This is a genomic window from Enterococcus sp. AZ095a, assembly GCF_050546735.1.
Lineage (GTDB): Bacteria > Bacillota > Bacilli > Lactobacillales > Enterococcaceae > Enterococcus_D > Enterococcus_D entomosocium.
The window spans coordinates 1,007,889-1,022,368 of the sequence record NZ_CP172953.1 but is presented as its reverse complement, the minus strand read 5'-3'; the positions used below and the strand labels follow the sequence as shown (position 1 = coordinate 1,022,368).

The window sequence follows — 14,480 nt, the reverse complement described above, 5'->3', positions numbered from 1 at the left end:
GTTCATGAGTATTCCTGTGATTCATTCGGCTGGTTTTGCCAATAACGCGCCACAACTGCGAGTTCTGGTTCATAATTAGAGCCAGTGATTTTGGTTTTCATGACCCGTGACCCAGGTGTTCTTGAATGAATCATTTCGTCATCCCCCAAATATAGACCGACATGATGGACTTCGCCTTTTCCTTCTTCATAAGCAAACAACAGCAGATCCCCTGGTTGTGCCTGACTGTAAGGTACGATGTTTGCTTGTTGTGCTTGCTCGATCGTATCTCGGGGGATTAAAATACCATGAAGTCGATGCAGCGAATACATGAATCCAGAACAGTCAAAGCCACTGCCGCTAATGCCTGCCCAGACATAGGGCTGGTTTATAAATTGTTCTGCCAAGGCTATTATTTTTTCTGGGAGCTTTGCCCATGTGTCCGATAGGACGTGAGCAAAAGCTTTAGCGATCGTTGCTGGTCCATTAGGCGTAGCCACTTGATAGGAATCTGCGGTTTCCCCAACAAGTGGTAAAACTGTTCCAAAAGAAACAAGTCGTGTGGTCGAGTCAAAAACAAGCACGGCTTCTTTTGCAATCACACCAATCCTTCTTTTGGCTGTTGCATAGTCTGGTGACAATGGCTTCAATACCTCGTTCGGCAGATAACCCGGATACCCGAGTGGGTGTTTATTGCTTATTTGATCCAAGACGATCACATGGGACCAACCATCCGTTTGGGCGATGACTTCTACAATCGTCCCATATAATACTTCGGAGTCCACTAAGCTTTCCTGATAAAGCCGCATCGTATCTTCATCAGTCAAAAAAGTGTGCAGTGCTTCTAAAGGAAATGCTTTGATTTTTGCTAGTACTTTGTTTTCTTTGGGTTCCTTCCATAAGAAGGAAGAGCCAGCCTGAACAATTTGTTTCATCTTTGCTCCTCTCATAACTGTTTATTCGTTGATTCCTAGTCCGATGCGTTCGGTGACGCTCAAGCTTCCTGGACGCTGAAGAATCCCTTGCATTTCAGGGGAAGTCGTTTGGGTCTCCCACATAAAAGGAACATCCAGATCATAAAATTGGACATCCGCCATCCCCAAGGCAAAATGGGCGGCTGCAGCCATTCCCCCATACCCTTCAATCATCGAACCGACCATCACCGGCATTTGATGCTCTTTTGCCAATTGATAAATTTTTTGTCCCTCTTTGATCCCGCCGCTTTTCATCAATTTAATGTTCATATAATCGCAGCAGTTTTCAGCAATCAAACGTTTGGCATCCTCATAGGAAAAAAGACTTTCGTCTGCCATGATCGGAATCGTCGTCCGAGCAGTCACATAGCTAAGTCCAGCAAAATCATTGGCTTTGACGGGTTGCTCAACAAACTCGATCGGAATGTCTTGCCATTGGTCTAAAATCTGCACCGCTTCTTCTTTGGTCCAGCCTTGATTGGCATCAATTCGAAAGGGGATCTTTCCTGCCAAACGTTCATTGATGCGGCGAATTTTCGCAACCTCCTCTTCGATCGCGTCTACTCCCAGTTTGATTTTCAAGGAGCGAAATCCCGCCTGGATTTTCGCTTGGGCATCATGCAGCATCTGCTCCTGTGAACCAACACTGATCGTATAGTCGGTTGTCAGTGTATTGGCAGAACCACCTAAATAGCGGTAAAGAGGCAAGTTTGCCGCTTTTGCCAGTGCATCATGCAACGCGATATCAATCGCCGCTTTAGGGCTCGTATGATGCTGGATCAACGCATGAAGCTCATCCATTACCAGCAATTGGGCATCTACCTTTCTTCCTAACAGGAACGGGGTAAAGACAGTTTCGATATCTGTTAAAATACTTTCTTTTGTATCACCGGTGATCACTTCGGTAGGTGCTGCTTCTCCGATGCCAACGATCCCATTGTCAAAAGAAAGCAGCACTCGAATCACTTCGACGGCGTGCACTTCTCTGAGCGCCGTTTTAAACGGTGCATTCAGCTGGATCGGAATTAGCTTCGTTTCAACTGCTGTGATTTTCATTCGTGTTCCTCCCAAAAGGAAAAGCCGTTCTTATCTAGCTGGAATGAATGATTCCTCTTCACTGCTAGATAAAGAACGGCTTTATTCCTTGCTTTAGTTGCTGAACGCTTGGCGTTCCTCTTTTCTGCAGTACTGTTTGACTACGTCAGTCGGTAGATGTATGAAAGAATTGTTTTTTTTTACTTATTCTTCGACAAACACATTTTTATAATCATAGGCAGCACCGACACTATGAACGATGAGGCCTTTGATCTTAGGCGACCGCAGATGTGCTTCTGCACTTTGGAAAAGCGGTATAACGCCCAAATCTTCATTTAAGATTTTTTCTGCTTCCACCATATTTTCCCAACGGGCTTCTGGGTCGTTGGCATTTTCATTGGAGGCTTGTTCGATCAATTGGTCGTAGTCATCATTTAGCCATTTCCCACGATTGTAGGAACTGTCTTTTTTGAACAATTCCAAAAAGTTGATTGGATCTGCATAGTCCCCGATCCAATTGTTCATGACCATCTCAAAATCGCCGCTATTGGAACGATCCAAACGAACAGAAAAAGGAACGTTTGTGACTTCGACAGTCAATCCATCCAGTGTTTGCTGCAAGGTTCCTTGAATGTATTCCGCCATTTTTTTCGATTGGTCGGTATCTGAGGTCAGCAGCTCGAAAGACAACGTATCGATCCCCAGCTCAGCTTTGGCCTTTTCCCAATACTCTTGGGCTTTTTCTTCGTCATAGTCTAACGTCGTTGCCGCATCCTCAACAAAGTCAGCTTTTGTCTCTGGATTGAAAGCTAGGTCAGAAGGAACAAAACCGACAGCCGGTAATGAGCCGTTGCCTAAAATATTCTCAACGATTTGTTGCCGATTCATGCTATAAGAAATGGCTTGCCGCAAATTTGCATTTCGAAAAGGCGAATCTTCTGGTGCTTGATTCATTTCTAAATACTGAGTGGTTGCACTAGGCTGAACAATGTAATCAGGATGATTCACATTCTGCATCGCCAATTCACCGCTTAAAATAATGTCATCGGCTTGTCCGCTTTCGTACAAGTTATAAGCAGTCGATGAGTCTTTCACGACATCGAAATTAACTGTTTCAAGTTTGACTGAATCGGCATCCCAATAATCCGGATTTTTTTCCAATGACCACTGGATATCGGTGCCTGGGCCAGCATAATTGGTCAATAGGAATGGTCCATTGTACGCCGCGTTTTCACTTGTTAAGGCGTATTGATCACCAAATTCCTCCACGACACGTTCGTTTTGTGGGAAGAAGGTTGGAAAAGCCAGTAAAGATAAAAAGTAAGGTGTTGGTTTTTCTAACGTGATTTTCAACTCATGATCATTGACTGCTTCGATCCCTAACTCGCTTTTATCTAGCGTCCCATCTGAAATAGCGGCAGCGTTTTTAACGGGTGCCAGCATATAGGCATAATTGGAAGCAGTGGCTGGATCAACTGTTCGCTGCCAACTAAAAACATAATCAGCCGCAGTAACTGAATCGCCATTGGACCATTTTGCCTCTTCCCGCAGTGAAATGGTGTAGGTCAGCCCATCTTCACTGACTTCAGCTTCTTCACTTGCCCCGGCAATCACTGGAACATTGTTCTCATCCAAGCGATAAAGGCCTTCATAAGCATTGTTCAGAGTAATAAAGCTATAAGAGTCGGTTGCTAAAGAAATATCGGCACTGCCCATCTCCGCCGAAAATTGCACATTGATCACTTGCTCTACAGAAGAAGCTGCTGATGAATCCGTCTCGTTTTCTTGATTGCGATTTTGACAAGCTGCTAAAAATAAGCTGCCTAGTAACACAAGCGATACTGCATATTTGCTACGTTTCCCCATTTCTACTCATCCCCTTCTAACATTCAGATAATTCAAAAAATTCTGTTTGTTGTACCGAGTTTACCGCATGTTTATGCAGCCTGTCAATTTAACTCGACCAAAAAATGTAAGAGGTTACATAGCTGTGTCAGAAGCGCTCTTCTGAATGTAAAAATTAGAAAAGAGCGATTTTATGCTAAATATCGTTGAAAGGAGTAATTCCAAGAAAGCATACAAAAAAGTTCTGATCTCCTAGCGATCAGAACTTTGGCTGCTCTCTTATACATCATTTCGAAGAAAAATGGATAAAAAAACTCCCACTATTTTCCTAACATTTCGCAAAAAAAAGAAGACACAAATTTTGTCTTCATAGTGCTTTCTCAGAACCTTCCCACTTTTTCGGCTTTCACCTCAAGGAACAAAAGAAATCTCCTCAGAAAGTAAAATAAACGTATCTATTTTAAAAAGAGAGTGGTACACTAAACAAACGAAGAGTACTGCACGTGAGAAAAGAAAGACTTCCCCAAGTATCCATTTTCTCCAATACTCTTCGGACTCTTCAGTACGTATATTAATTATACGTACTTTTTTCATTTGTTCAAGGCTTTTGAGGAATTTGATCAAAAAATGACTATCGATAAAAAGATTACAAGATTCCATAGCTAATTGACAATCATTCTCAATTAGCGCTATACTAAACCAAATCGTCCCGAGTCAAAGGAGGAATTTCATGTATATCCGTACCGTTGCGTTTGAAGTCATTCCAGAAGGAAAAGAACTCTTTCTTGCTAAAATGAAAAAAGATACCGCCTCAATGAAAACATTTGCTGGCTGTCACTCTGCTGAAGCATGGTTTTCAGAATCAAAAGACAGCCTCGTTTTCCAGTTGGTGTCAAAATGGACTGAGAAAAAAGCCTTTCAAGCTTGGTTAAAACGTCCCGAACATTTGCAAAAGCACCGAGAGGCGTATCGAGCAGAAAAAGAAGGAACTGCAAAACCGAACCTTGTTTTGTCCAAGACCGGTCAAGAATTTGTCTTGATCAATGAAGAACCTACTACTCCTATTTAATGAAAAGAACACCTCTCAAACGCTCAAAGATTGATCGAGCATTTTGAGAGGCGCTTTTTTCTTCTGTGCTTCTTGGCAATTCTACTCCACCGTTCGCTCGTTCAAGGTTCTTCCTTGCTGATCTTTTAATTGCAGCCAACCATTGGTGCCCCCATAGTAAAGAAACATGCCTACCTCGTTGACACTTTTTAATACAACGTCTTCAATCGTGTGTCCCTCTTTGATCGCTGCTTGGTTTTCTTGCCGAATTTTTTCCGCTAAGCGAGCAGAAAAACCAACCGAGCCGTCTTTATTCAAAGGAATCTCTTGACTCAAAATTGCGCCTTTTTCAATTCGAACCTCGTTGCGTTTTTGCCAATAGACCCTTGCTTTACTTCCTTGATAGTCAACCATGAAGGGTTCATCTTGTAACTCTTTTGACCATTTGTGTCTCGGTTTGCCCCCTTTTTTTGCCTCTTTTGTCGTCTTTTTGCTCGTAGATCCATAGCCAAGAAAATCGATAAAACGATCAAATGGTTTTGCGCTAGCAGCAATGGTTTGCTGCAACTCTTGTGGGATGCCGATGGATGCTTTGGACCCATTGGTTAACTGATATTGTTCTTGATAATAGGCTGCTAAATAAGGAGCCATGATCTCCCAAGATGGTGTGAGGATCATCAAGCGGTCGTATTCTAGCTTGTCGTCAAAGGCTTTATCGTCTGCTACTGAGAAAATTTGGCCGTCTTTGATAAAAAATAGCACAATATTTTCTTTGACTTGCGCTAGACTTCCCTTAACAATTTGCAGTTGGCCTGCTTCATTCGGCCATTCAAAAAGCAACTGCTGCTCCTCAACGATCGTCTTTTTTAGTTCCATCCTAATCCCTGCTTTCTGTTTTTTTCTCGCCTATTATAGCACTTCTTTTGCTAGATACCTGAGTTTAAGAATCAAAAAAGAGACTGCTTCTGAGAAACAGTCTCTTTTTAAGGGAATTGGTTTACATGCATGGTTTCATTTTATTTTGATTGGGTGATTACCAATGGATCAGCTAAAAAAGCATTCAACTAGCGCTGGTTGATAGATCTCATTGTATTTTGCAACTACTCGTCCGCAACGTTCTTCGATATCTTCATGATCGATCCCATCGTAGCGGATCACATTTAATACGACACACCGTTCCATTTTTCTGACCACTTCACCGATCACGCGGCTTTGTAAGCCGACTGGTTTACATTCATATGCTTTACCTAATACAATTGTTTCTGCTTCCATAATTCTCTCCTTAAAAACTCATTTTTCTAATTGTATTATCATATTATCATCTAATTTTAATTAAATAAAGTAATATGCCCGACATTTTTAAATAATAACTAAAAAAAGCGTTCATTATTCAATGAACGCCCCGCTTAAAAACATTATGTTGTTTTATAGTTAAAATTAAAAACAAGTACTTTATTGACGGCTTGCTACCAATAAAGCAGCAAATTCTTCCAGATATTTCTGATCGATCGCATCATAGCTGTTCGTTTTTCCACTATCGATATCCAGCACTCCAAGCAACTGATCATCAACCACCATGGGAACTACGATTTCAGACATCGCTGCTGAGTCACAAGAAATATAATTTTCATGTTCTTTGACATTGGGTACGATCAATGTGGTTTTTTTCTCTGCTGATTCCCCACAAACCCCTTTGCCTAATGTGATTCTGGTGCAAGAGACTCTTCCTTGGAATGGACCTAAAATCAGTTCGCCTTCTTCAAACAAATAATAGCCGGCAAACACTGTATCTTCCAATGTTTCATTCAGTAAAGCAGAAGAGTTGGCTAGGTTGGCGATCCAATTACTCTCCGCTTCTAGCAACCCTTTTAATTGCAGAAGCATCAATTCATACGCTTCGATTTTTTTATTCATTTTATCACCTCTGTCCTTGATTATAAGCAAAGACAGAGGATTTGTCTTGTCTAAATTATTGGGTATTGGAAACAAAAATTGTGAAAAAAGAAGTTGCCTGAAACAGTCTACTTGCCAACCTATGCAGCTATCGATTCTGATCGATTGGGTCAATCATTTGTTGAACCTACTCTGCATCAATCACAGTAAAACGAGTATTTTCATGTTGCACTGTTTCAATTTCATCAAGAATTGCTTTGGCTAACGTACCGCTGGAAGTTACTGATTTCTTTTGGTCGTTGAAAAGCAAGTGATCTTTGCCTAAAATCGCTGGTTTAGCTGGTCCCTCTTGAAATAGATTCCCTGGAGAAATCCCGACCCAATGAACATTTTTGACGGTTTCTAAAAAGAGATATTCATCTAACTGATTTTCTGGGATCGCGATCCAGCTTTCACTTCCTGGGGCTTTTTTCAATTCGGTAAGATTGCGTTCACCCGCTTCGTTGAACAGGCTGCCAGCTCCTAAAATGAAGAACAAGCGTGTGTTCTTTTCTCGAAACAAATGAACCAATTTTGCTGCCAGATCCACATGCAAGTACGCTTGGTCAGGACTTGTCGCAAACGCATCGACCAACACATCAAATCCGTCGAGGTCTTCTTCTGTTAACGAAAAAGCATCTTTTGTAAGTGTTTTGACTGTATCACCAAATTGTTCTTTGGCTTTAACTTCATTTCTAACAATAGCAGTCACTTCATGTCCTCGCTGTACTGCTTCTTGATAAATAGCTGAACCTGCATTTCCTGTTGCGCCAATAACACCGATTTTCATTATAATCATCCTTCCTCATCTTTTGTTTGACTAAAACAGTTGTTACTATTCAAGTTACAACTAGAGTATAAAAGAAACTTTCTTTCCTGTCAAGAAATTGCTTAGCAGGTGAAAGTTCTTTTTACTGTGTTGTGTCCGTTCAATCTACTTGATCGGCCTCCCCTTGAATGCCTTCAATGATTGATTGCAGCGAGATGGCGCTCATCTCTTGCTCGATTTTCTTTTGCAGCACATCATAGGTTTCTTCTAATACCGCTTGGATATTCCCCCCAATCAAGCAGTTGGGATTGGTTTTTTTGTCTGCATGTAAAAGATGGTGGTCTTTTTCAACACTCGCATAAATGTCCAACAAAGAAATCTCGTTTGGTTCCTTCGTTAGTTTAGGGTTTGGTTTTCCTCTTTGGCTTTCGATCAACCCAGCAACCCGTAGATCACTCATAATCCGACGAACATAAGCCGGATTCGTTTCAACACTCTGGGCGATCCGATCACTTGATAAATCAGTTCCTTTAAAGAGGTGGATATAAGCGAGGATGTGAATGGCGTCGCTGTATTTGGTTGAGTATTTCACTTCGTCTCCACTCCTTTTTCTTGTATCATACCTCTTTTTTAGCATTAAGACAAAGGGGACTGACCAATCTTACAAAACTCGAGGATCCCGTCAAGAAAAAGCAGCCCTCAAAAAGTTAGTACAAAAGCCTAACTTCTTGAGGGAACTGCATCCTGAACCACTTTTTTACTTTTTATTTAAACAATCACTTTGCTAATAGCCATTCATCCATGCAGATTCAAGCTGATTGCCGTCGGGATCAACGATTTCATAGCCGACCATCATATCCTCTGGAATCCCCATATCAACTTGGAACGATTGGCCACCATTTGCTTCTGCAAGCTTTGCAAAATTCTTCGCTTCTTCTGGCGTATCAAAGCTAAACGCGATCAATGCACTACTCGTGTTCTTCGTATCCCCAATACGTCTGCCATTCAGAAACTGTTGATAAAACTCATGTTCTAACAACATTATCCAAATCGATTCACTCCAAACCATTCCGCTGCTAGTCTCGTTTGAGAACTCTTCATTTTTGACAAATCCCAACGCTTCATAAAAGGAGGTTGCACGTTTGATATCAGTGACAGGCAAATTTATAAACACCATTTTATTCGCCATTTTCTTGCCTCTTTTCTTTGATAAGTTGTATTGATGAATCCGCTCTCATTATAGCATCTATCGTTGGATTCACAAAAACATCAGACCTTATCCTACGCCGTTGGTTTCTATCAGCTCATTCAAAACTCGTTTTTCCAAGCAAAAAAACCTTTGCATGAAAGGCCTTTTGCTTTTATCACCTATGGAAAAGTAACCAGATACGCATCGCATAGAAGCCATTTTTTCGCTAATCAATTCAACTGCAAGCTGATCTGTTTTTTTCAATACTTAAAGCTCAAGTCTTGAATCGATCACGGTAGCTTTCCCACGATAAATTTTTCGATACTCTTTTGGCGTATAAGTAGTTGCTTTTTTAAATTTCTTACTAAAATAATTTGGATCATTGAATCCTGCTCTGACAGAGATTTCACTGATTGATCGATCACTTGTTGATAGTTCTTTTTTGGCAACTTCAATACGATAAATCATCAAGTACAATGAAAAGGTCATTCCTAATGTATTCTTGATCAAACGACTGGTGTGATACCGGCTTAAATGCAGGTGATCTGCTAAAGTATCTAACGTAATATGTTCTCTATAATTTTCATGAATATAGCGCAATATCTTATGTCTTAAAGAAAGCGAAGGAGAAGCCTCATTATTTTTCTCGATGTGTAGCAAGGAAATCTGATTGATGGATTGAATTCCCCGATCCAATGCATAAACAAAATCATTTGTGATCGGTTCGACCAAGTAATCAATCAAGCCGTAACGCAACGCTTTTTGAGCGGTAGCAAAACTTTCTACAGCAGAATACAAAATTGCTTTTGCATTAGGGCAAAATGAAAGCAATACTTTATATAATTCAAAAGAGTCCTCTTCGCCATCCGCATTAATCACTGCAATTTCAACCGGCTGCTCAAGACAGGTACGCTGAAGCGCTTTTTTTGAACAAACCGTCGGAAGCAAGATGACATTTGGAAAATGACGATCGATCAAACGAATCATATCGTTAACTGCTCCATGCTCTTTGCTATCAATGATCAATAAGTTACACACGAAATCTTCTCCTTCGTTTAAAATTCACCCGTTGGTTTTTCTATTTATTTCTCTTGAAAATCAATGACCATTCGCCCTTTGATTTTTCCTGAAAGCATTTCATCAAAAATATCATTGATCTCTTCTAACTGACGCATGACAACTTTTGGAACGACTTTTCCTTCGGCTGCGAATTGGAAAGCTTCTGCTAAATCAGTCCGTGTTCCAACAAGGGAACCGACGATTTTAATACCGTCCAATACAAGTCGAGGAATGTTCAAGTCCATGCTTTCTGGTGGAAGACCAACCGCTACAATCGTACCACCCGCACGAACGGCATCGACAGCAGAATTGAAGGCTGCTTTTGAAACAGCTGTTACTACAGCTGCATGTGCGCCGCCGGTTGCTTCTTGAATGATTTTTGCCGCATCTTCTTTCGCAGGATTGATCACAAGGTCAGCGCCATGATCTTTTGCAAAGTCCAATTGTTTGTCGTTGATATCAATCCCAATCACTTTTGCATTAAAGACATTTTTTGCATATTGTAAGGCTAGGTTTCCTAATCCTCCTAAACCATAGATCGCGATCCATTGACCTGGTTTAATGTCAGAAACTTTTACCGCTTTATATGTGGTTACACCTGCACAAGTAATGCTGCTGGCTTCAGCAGAACCTAAGCCCTCTGGTACCTTCACTGCATAGTCAGCTACAACGATACACTCTTCAGCCATACCGCCATCTACAGAATATCCGGCGTTTCTAACGGAACGGCATAATGATTCATTCCCGTTCACACAGTATTCGCATGATCCACAGCTTTCATATAACCAAGCGACACTTGCACGGTCACCGATTGCTAGAGAAGTAACATCATCACCGATCGCGACCACTCTACCGATTCCCTCGTGTCCAAGTACGATTCCAGATGCATCTCCGAAGTCACCATCTTTTACATGCAAGTCCGTATGGCAGACACCACAACACTCCATTTTCAATAATGCTTCATTCGGACGAAGCGCTCTCAATTCTTTTTCCTCAATTTTTACAACCTTATCGTTTGATACTACAGCTGCTTTCATAAAGACACCTCTTTCAATTCATTTAAATAAAGAACTTTCTTTTATTTGTGAAGTAATTAACTAACACGAAGAGGTCAGCAATAGCTAGATAAAAGAAAGTTCCCTATCGAGAAGGTTACCATAGAAACCATCAAAAAAAGGGGAATATATTGCTTTTTTTCTGTAATCATTTATGAGAAAAAAATAATGAAATAATTCAAGTTTTTTTCTTAGATTTCAAATTCCATAAACTACAAGGACTAAAAAAACGAAAAAAAATCATCATATAAATAACAAAAGTTTTAATAAAACCTATCAAGAGGAAATTACATAAACATGTAATCTTGGTCTTCCCCATTATTCTCTAATCCTTTTTTTATCAATTCGGTGATTTACGATTTATTTTCTTTCAGGCACTGAATGTCATATTGGTATTTAACGTGATGTCCCTCATCAGTGTTTTTCTAACAATTTTCACTCCCTTTTTCTCCTTCTCTGCACATAAAAGCAAATAATGCTGAAAGGTGATCGATCAAACAATCTTCAACCTGCAATCTGTCACTATCGGATAGCCGATAAATGACCACAAAAAGTTTCAGTCGATGGCATTGTGTTTCACTCAGACGACTGTTCCCATCAAAATACAAGTTTACCCAGTGGTATGCAGCAATGATCCCCTCCTATTCTTATAGTCGTTTCATGATTTTATCACAACGAATAGAAAGTTTTTTTCACCTCAGACAAAAGAAAAAAGCCCTTGAAATCAAGGGCTTTTGCTTCATCTGATAATAAATGATTAACGACGAATTTCTTTGATACGAGCTGCTTTTCCGTGTAATGCACGTAAGTAGTACAATTTTGCACGACGTACTTTACCGTAACGAACAACTTCGATTTGTGCAACACGTGGTGTGTGCAATGGGAAGGTACGTTCAACACCTACACCGTTTGATACTTTACGAACTGTATAAGTTTCGCTGATACCAGCACCGCGGCGTTTGATGACAACACCTTCAAATAACTGGATACGTTCGCGAGTTCCTTCGACAACTTTCGCGTGAACGCGAACAGTGTCCCCAGGACGGAAAGCTGGGATGTCCGTACGTAATTGTTCTTGAGTTAGTTCTTGAATCAATGGATTCATGTTTATCATTCTCCTTATTCCCAAACATTCTTAAAGCATGAAAGCTCCAGCGGAACATCGTAATAGTTGAGTTTACACTCACTGAAACATCTTACCACAGTCGACCACAGTCTGTAAAGAGAATTTTCTTGTCATCACGCAGAATATCAAAAAAACTGGCACTATTTTAGTTGCCAGCTTTCGCTTCTTCTTCAATTTCTTTTAAAAGCTTCTGCATTTCTTCCGTCAACGGATAATTTTCTAGCATATCAGGTCGGCGCTGAAAGGTGCGGCGCAATGATTCTTTTAATTGCCACTGCTCGATCAATTTATGATTGCCATTCATCAAAACTTCTGGTACTTTCATGCCTTTAAACTCTGCTGGGCGTGTATATTGCGGATGTTCTAATAAACCAGTGGAATGAGAATCGGTTTGTGCGGAGGTTTGATTGCCTAAAACTTCTGGTAATAGTCTGACCGTCGCATCGATCATGACCATTGCACCCAATTCGCCGCCAGTCAAGACGTAATCTCCCAGTGACACTTCATCAGTGACCAATAAACGGATTCGTTCATCGTATCCTTCATAATGACCACAAATGAAGACGAGGTGCTCTTCGGTAGAAAATTCTTCTGCCATCTTTTGATCAAAAGGTTTCCCCGCTGGGTCTAAAAGGATCACGCGTTTCTTCGTTTCTGGTGCTGCTTCTTCGATCGCTTTGATATTGTCATAGACAGGTTGGACTTTTAATAACATTCCTGCTCCGCCACCATAAGGATAGTCGTCCACTGTTTGATGTTTGTTGTCGGAATAGTCACGGAAATTTGAGACGTTGATTTCTAACAGTCCCTTTTCCCTTGCTTTGCCAATGATCGATTCTCCTAGAGGACCTTCGAACATTCGCGGAAATAGTGTCAATACATCAATTCTCATCGTCTAACAACCCCTCTGGGATTTCCACAATGACCTGACCATTTTCAAGATCGATCGTGTGGACAACCGACTCGATATAAGGAATCAAGGCATCCTTCTTCCCTTTTCGTTGAACGACCCAAACGTCATTGGCACCTGGTGAAAGGATCTCTTTGACTTTACCAATGATTGTGCCATCTTCTTCGACGACTTCCAGACCAATAATTTCATGGTAGTAAAACTCATTTTCTGCTAAATCCACCAAATCATCCTTGGTAACTTTTAAAATGCCGTTACGAAACGGTTCAACATCGTTAATATTGGGATAGCCCTCAAACGTCACTAAATCAAAGTTTTTGTGTTTGCGATGACCTGAAACAATCAATGTTATTGGCTCTTTATTTTCACGAAAAAGTGTCAATTCGGCCCCTTTACGGTAGCGTTCTTCTGGAAAATCCGTTTGTGATATCACACGTACTTCTCCACGGATTCCATGTGTATTGACGATTTTTCCTACGTTTAAATATTCTGTCACGTTCGTTCCCCATTTCTTCTAACTTCTGTTCTATTTTAGCATAGCAAAGTAGCGAATTCTAGCCGTTTCCTAGCGCCCCATGTTTTCCTCAAAATCATCGCGCGAAAAATGCCCCTTCGACGCTTGATCAAAGGGGCATTGTCCTAATATGAACCTTATTGATTCATAGAAACGGCCATTTTCAATGCTGAACGTGCATCTTGATGTTGCACCGTTCGAAGGGTCTTTTCTTGTTGCCAAACCACTGTAGTTGCTGTATGGTCATTTTTTCCCATATCGATAGTGATTTGACCGACCTCAGGCGCTGGGAGCATAGCTTCTTCCAGATACGCTACCACTTCTTTGGCAACCGGAACTGGATCTTGTTTCTCTTGATTGACTGCTCGAACAGTCAATGACCAATTTCCTTCTTGCCAGCTCAAATAACTGGAACCAGCAGCTCCTTGCATATGCCCAGTAATGCCATATCCGAGATCAACGGCTTGTCCGCCATCATCAGCTGTTACATTGACCGCTGCAGCAGCTTCATCCGCTGATTGATAGTCTTTTGATTGAAAAGCAGCAATCGGTGTTTCCTCGTTCAAAGCCTTGTCATTGAGAGGCAGCTGCTTATCAAGTCCATAATAAAGAATCGAAGCATCGGACTGACTGCCAGCTGTGGCCGCATTCAACACTTTACCTGAAGCAAGTGGAATGTCCTTGGGCAAGACAAGATCAGGGAATGCCGCTTGTATTTGAGCGTAGATATCTGCAGTACTATTCGTGTTTGAAGAATCCCTAGAAGCCGCCTGACTAGAAGACGTACTTGATTGACTGGTTTCTGATTGACTACTTGCTTGCGTTTGGGTACTTTCCACCATACTCGTCGCTGTTGTTTCGGCACTACTGGCTTGACTGGTTTCTGGTTCCTGTTGATTATTGCAGCCAGCTAAGGCGCCCATCGTCAGCAGCGTAACGAATAATCCTAGTTCTTTTTTCATGATGTTCCCCTCCTTATACAAAGGATACCCCTCAATAAAAAAAATGACAAACAAGTCAGATTGTCTGTCATTTTTTTTGTTGA

Annotated in this window: 16 protein-coding genes; 1 reads left to right on the top strand and 15 read right to left on the bottom strand. The window is 41.1% G+C overall.

The window, feature by feature from the left end:
- Nucleotides 1–2: 2 nt before the first annotated feature.
- From IGJ26_RS04620 to IGJ26_RS04610, 3 genes are all read right to left on the bottom strand, one after another.
- Nucleotides 3–914, bottom strand: a complete 912-nt coding sequence (locus IGJ26_RS04620) for a C40 family peptidase (protein ID WP_008377632.1) — start codon at nt 912–914, stop codon at nt 3–5.
- Between the two features lie 21 nt (nt 915–935).
- Nucleotides 936–2,009, bottom strand: a complete 1,074-nt coding sequence (locus IGJ26_RS04615; protein ID WP_086338006.1) for a dipeptide epimerase — start codon at nt 2,007–2,009, stop codon at nt 936–938.
- 183 nt (nt 2,010–2,192) lie between these two features.
- Nucleotides 2,193–3,854 (bottom strand): peptide ABC transporter substrate-binding protein, encoded by a 1,662-nt coding sequence (locus tag IGJ26_RS04610; RefSeq protein WP_194188549.1) that lies wholly within the window; start codon nt 3,852–3,854, stop codon nt 2,193–2,195.
- 709 nt (nt 3,855–4,563) lie between these two features.
- On the opposite strand from IGJ26_RS04610, the gene IGJ26_RS04605 reads away from it, so the two are divergent.
- Nucleotides 4,564–4,902 carry an antibiotic biosynthesis monooxygenase family protein gene (locus IGJ26_RS04605; RefSeq protein WP_086332133.1) on the top strand — a complete coding sequence of 113 codons (339 nt, stop codon included), beginning with the start codon at nt 4,564–4,566 and terminating at the stop codon, nt 4,900–4,902.
- A gap of 81 nt (nt 4,903–4,983) precedes the next feature.
- Here IGJ26_RS04605 and IGJ26_RS04600 read toward each other — a convergent pair whose 3' ends face one another.
- From IGJ26_RS04600 to IGJ26_RS04545, 12 genes are all read right to left on the bottom strand, one after another.
- Nucleotides 4,984–5,757, bottom strand: a complete 774-nt coding sequence (locus tag IGJ26_RS04600) for a hypothetical protein (RefSeq protein ID WP_194188548.1) — start codon at nt 5,755–5,757, stop codon at nt 4,984–4,986.
- Between the two features lie 168 nt (nt 5,758–5,925).
- On the bottom strand, nt 5,926–6,153 hold the full coding sequence (locus IGJ26_RS04595) for a hypothetical protein (protein WP_005237217.1): 228 nt from the start codon (nt 6,151–6,153) through the stop codon (nt 5,926–5,928).
- Between the two features lie 180 nt (nt 6,154–6,333).
- Nucleotides 6,334–6,795 carry a GAF domain-containing protein gene (locus IGJ26_RS04590; RefSeq protein WP_008377623.1) on the bottom strand — a complete coding sequence of 154 codons (462 nt, stop codon included), beginning with the start codon at nt 6,793–6,795 and terminating at the stop codon, nt 6,334–6,336.
- A gap of 166 nt (nt 6,796–6,961) precedes the next feature.
- Nucleotides 6,962–7,612 carry an NAD(P)H-binding protein gene (locus IGJ26_RS04585; protein ID WP_016613898.1) on the bottom strand — a complete coding sequence of 217 codons (651 nt, stop codon included), beginning with the start codon at nt 7,610–7,612 and terminating at the stop codon, nt 6,962–6,964.
- Between the two features lie 130 nt (nt 7,613–7,742).
- Nucleotides 7,743–8,174 (bottom strand): Rrf2 family transcriptional regulator, encoded by a 432-nt coding sequence (locus tag IGJ26_RS04580; RefSeq protein WP_008377620.1) that lies wholly within the window; start codon nt 8,172–8,174, stop codon nt 7,743–7,745.
- Nucleotides 8,175–8,366: 192 nt separating this feature from the next.
- Complete coding sequence (locus IGJ26_RS04575) at nt 8,367–8,771, bottom strand: VOC family protein (protein ID WP_194188547.1); 405 nt, start codon at nt 8,769–8,771, stop codon at nt 8,367–8,369.
- Nucleotides 8,772–9,038: 267 nt separating this feature from the next.
- Complete coding sequence (locus IGJ26_RS04570; RefSeq protein WP_176285408.1) at nt 9,039–9,758, bottom strand: AraC family transcriptional regulator; 720 nt, start codon at nt 9,756–9,758, stop codon at nt 9,039–9,041.
- A 95-nt stretch (nt 9,759–9,853) separates the two neighbouring features.
- On the bottom strand, nt 9,854–10,867 hold the full coding sequence (adhP, locus tag IGJ26_RS04565; protein WP_194188546.1) for an alcohol dehydrogenase AdhP: 1,014 nt from the start codon (nt 10,865–10,867) through the stop codon (nt 9,854–9,856).
- Between the two features lie 775 nt (nt 10,868–11,642).
- Nucleotides 11,643–11,990 carry a 50S ribosomal protein L19 gene (gene rplS / locus IGJ26_RS04560; RefSeq protein ID WP_002357176.1) on the bottom strand — a complete coding sequence of 116 codons (348 nt, stop codon included), beginning with the start codon at nt 11,988–11,990 and terminating at the stop codon, nt 11,643–11,645.
- Nucleotides 11,991–12,156: 166 nt separating this feature from the next.
- The gene (gene trmD / locus IGJ26_RS04555) at nt 12,157–12,903 is read right to left on the bottom strand and encodes a tRNA (guanosine(37)-N1)-methyltransferase TrmD (RefSeq protein ID WP_430599897.1); all 747 of its coding nucleotides are present in this window, start codon (nt 12,901–12,903) and stop codon (nt 12,157–12,159) included.
- Nucleotides 12,893–13,417: a ribosome maturation factor RimM gene (gene rimM / locus IGJ26_RS04550; RefSeq protein ID WP_061053876.1), complete on the bottom strand. Its 525-nt coding sequence runs from the start codon at nt 13,415–13,417 to the stop codon at nt 12,893–12,895. The genes trmD and rimM overlap by 11 nt, the downstream gene beginning before the upstream one ends.
- A gap of 155 nt (nt 13,418–13,572) precedes the next feature.
- On the bottom strand, nt 13,573–14,397 hold the full coding sequence (locus tag IGJ26_RS04545; protein ID WP_061053875.1) for a hypothetical protein: 825 nt from the start codon (nt 14,395–14,397) through the stop codon (nt 13,573–13,575).
- Between the last annotated feature and the right edge of the window lie 83 nt (nt 14,398–14,480).

Excerpts from the sequence above, each read along its gene's own strand:
- adhP (WP_194188546.1), bottom strand. The coding sequence starts at position 10,867 with ATGAAAGCAGCTGTAGTATCAAACGATAAGGTTGTAAAAATTGAGGAA.
- IGJ26_RS04545 (WP_061053875.1), bottom strand. The coding sequence starts at position 14,397 with ATGAAAAAAGAACTAGGATTATTCGTTACGCTGCTGACGATGGGCGCC.
- IGJ26_RS04600 (WP_194188548.1), bottom strand. The coding sequence starts at position 5,757 with ATGGAACTAAAAAAGACGATCGTTGAGGAGCAGCAGTTGCTTTTTGAA.
- rplS (WP_002357176.1), bottom strand. The coding sequence starts at position 11,990 with ATGAATCCATTGATTCAAGAACTAACTCAAGAACAATTACGTACGGAC.
- IGJ26_RS04605 (WP_086332133.1), top strand. The coding sequence starts at position 4,564 with ATGTATATCCGTACCGTTGCGTTTGAAGTCATTCCAGAAGGAAAAGAA.
- IGJ26_RS04585 (WP_016613898.1), bottom strand. The coding sequence starts at position 7,612 with ATGATTATAATGAAAATCGGTGTTATTGGCGCAACAGGAAATGCAGGT.
- IGJ26_RS04570 (WP_176285408.1), bottom strand. The coding sequence starts at position 9,758 with ATGATTCGTTTGATCGATCGTCATTTTCCAAATGTCATCTTGCTTCCG.
- trmD (WP_430599897.1), bottom strand. The coding sequence starts at position 12,903 with ATGAGAATTGATGTATTGACACTATTTCCGCGAATGTTCGAAGGTCCT.
- IGJ26_RS04575 (WP_194188547.1), bottom strand. The coding sequence starts at position 8,771 with ATGGCGAATAAAATGGTGTTTATAAATTTGCCTGTCACTGATATCAAA.
- IGJ26_RS04615 (WP_086338006.1), bottom strand. The coding sequence starts at position 2,009 with ATGAAAATCACAGCAGTTGAAACGAAGCTAATTCCGATCCAGCTGAAT.
- IGJ26_RS04620 (WP_008377632.1), bottom strand. The coding sequence starts at position 914 with ATGAAACAAATTGTTCAGGCTGGCTCTTCCTTCTTATGGAAGGAACCC.
- IGJ26_RS04610 (WP_194188549.1), bottom strand. The coding sequence starts at position 3,854 with ATGGGGAAACGTAGCAAATATGCAGTATCGCTTGTGTTACTAGGCAGC.
- IGJ26_RS04595 (WP_005237217.1), bottom strand. The coding sequence starts at position 6,153 with ATGGAAGCAGAAACAATTGTATTAGGTAAAGCATATGAATGTAAACCA.
- IGJ26_RS04590 (WP_008377623.1), bottom strand. The coding sequence starts at position 6,795 with ATGAATAAAAAAATCGAAGCGTATGAATTGATGCTTCTGCAATTAAAA.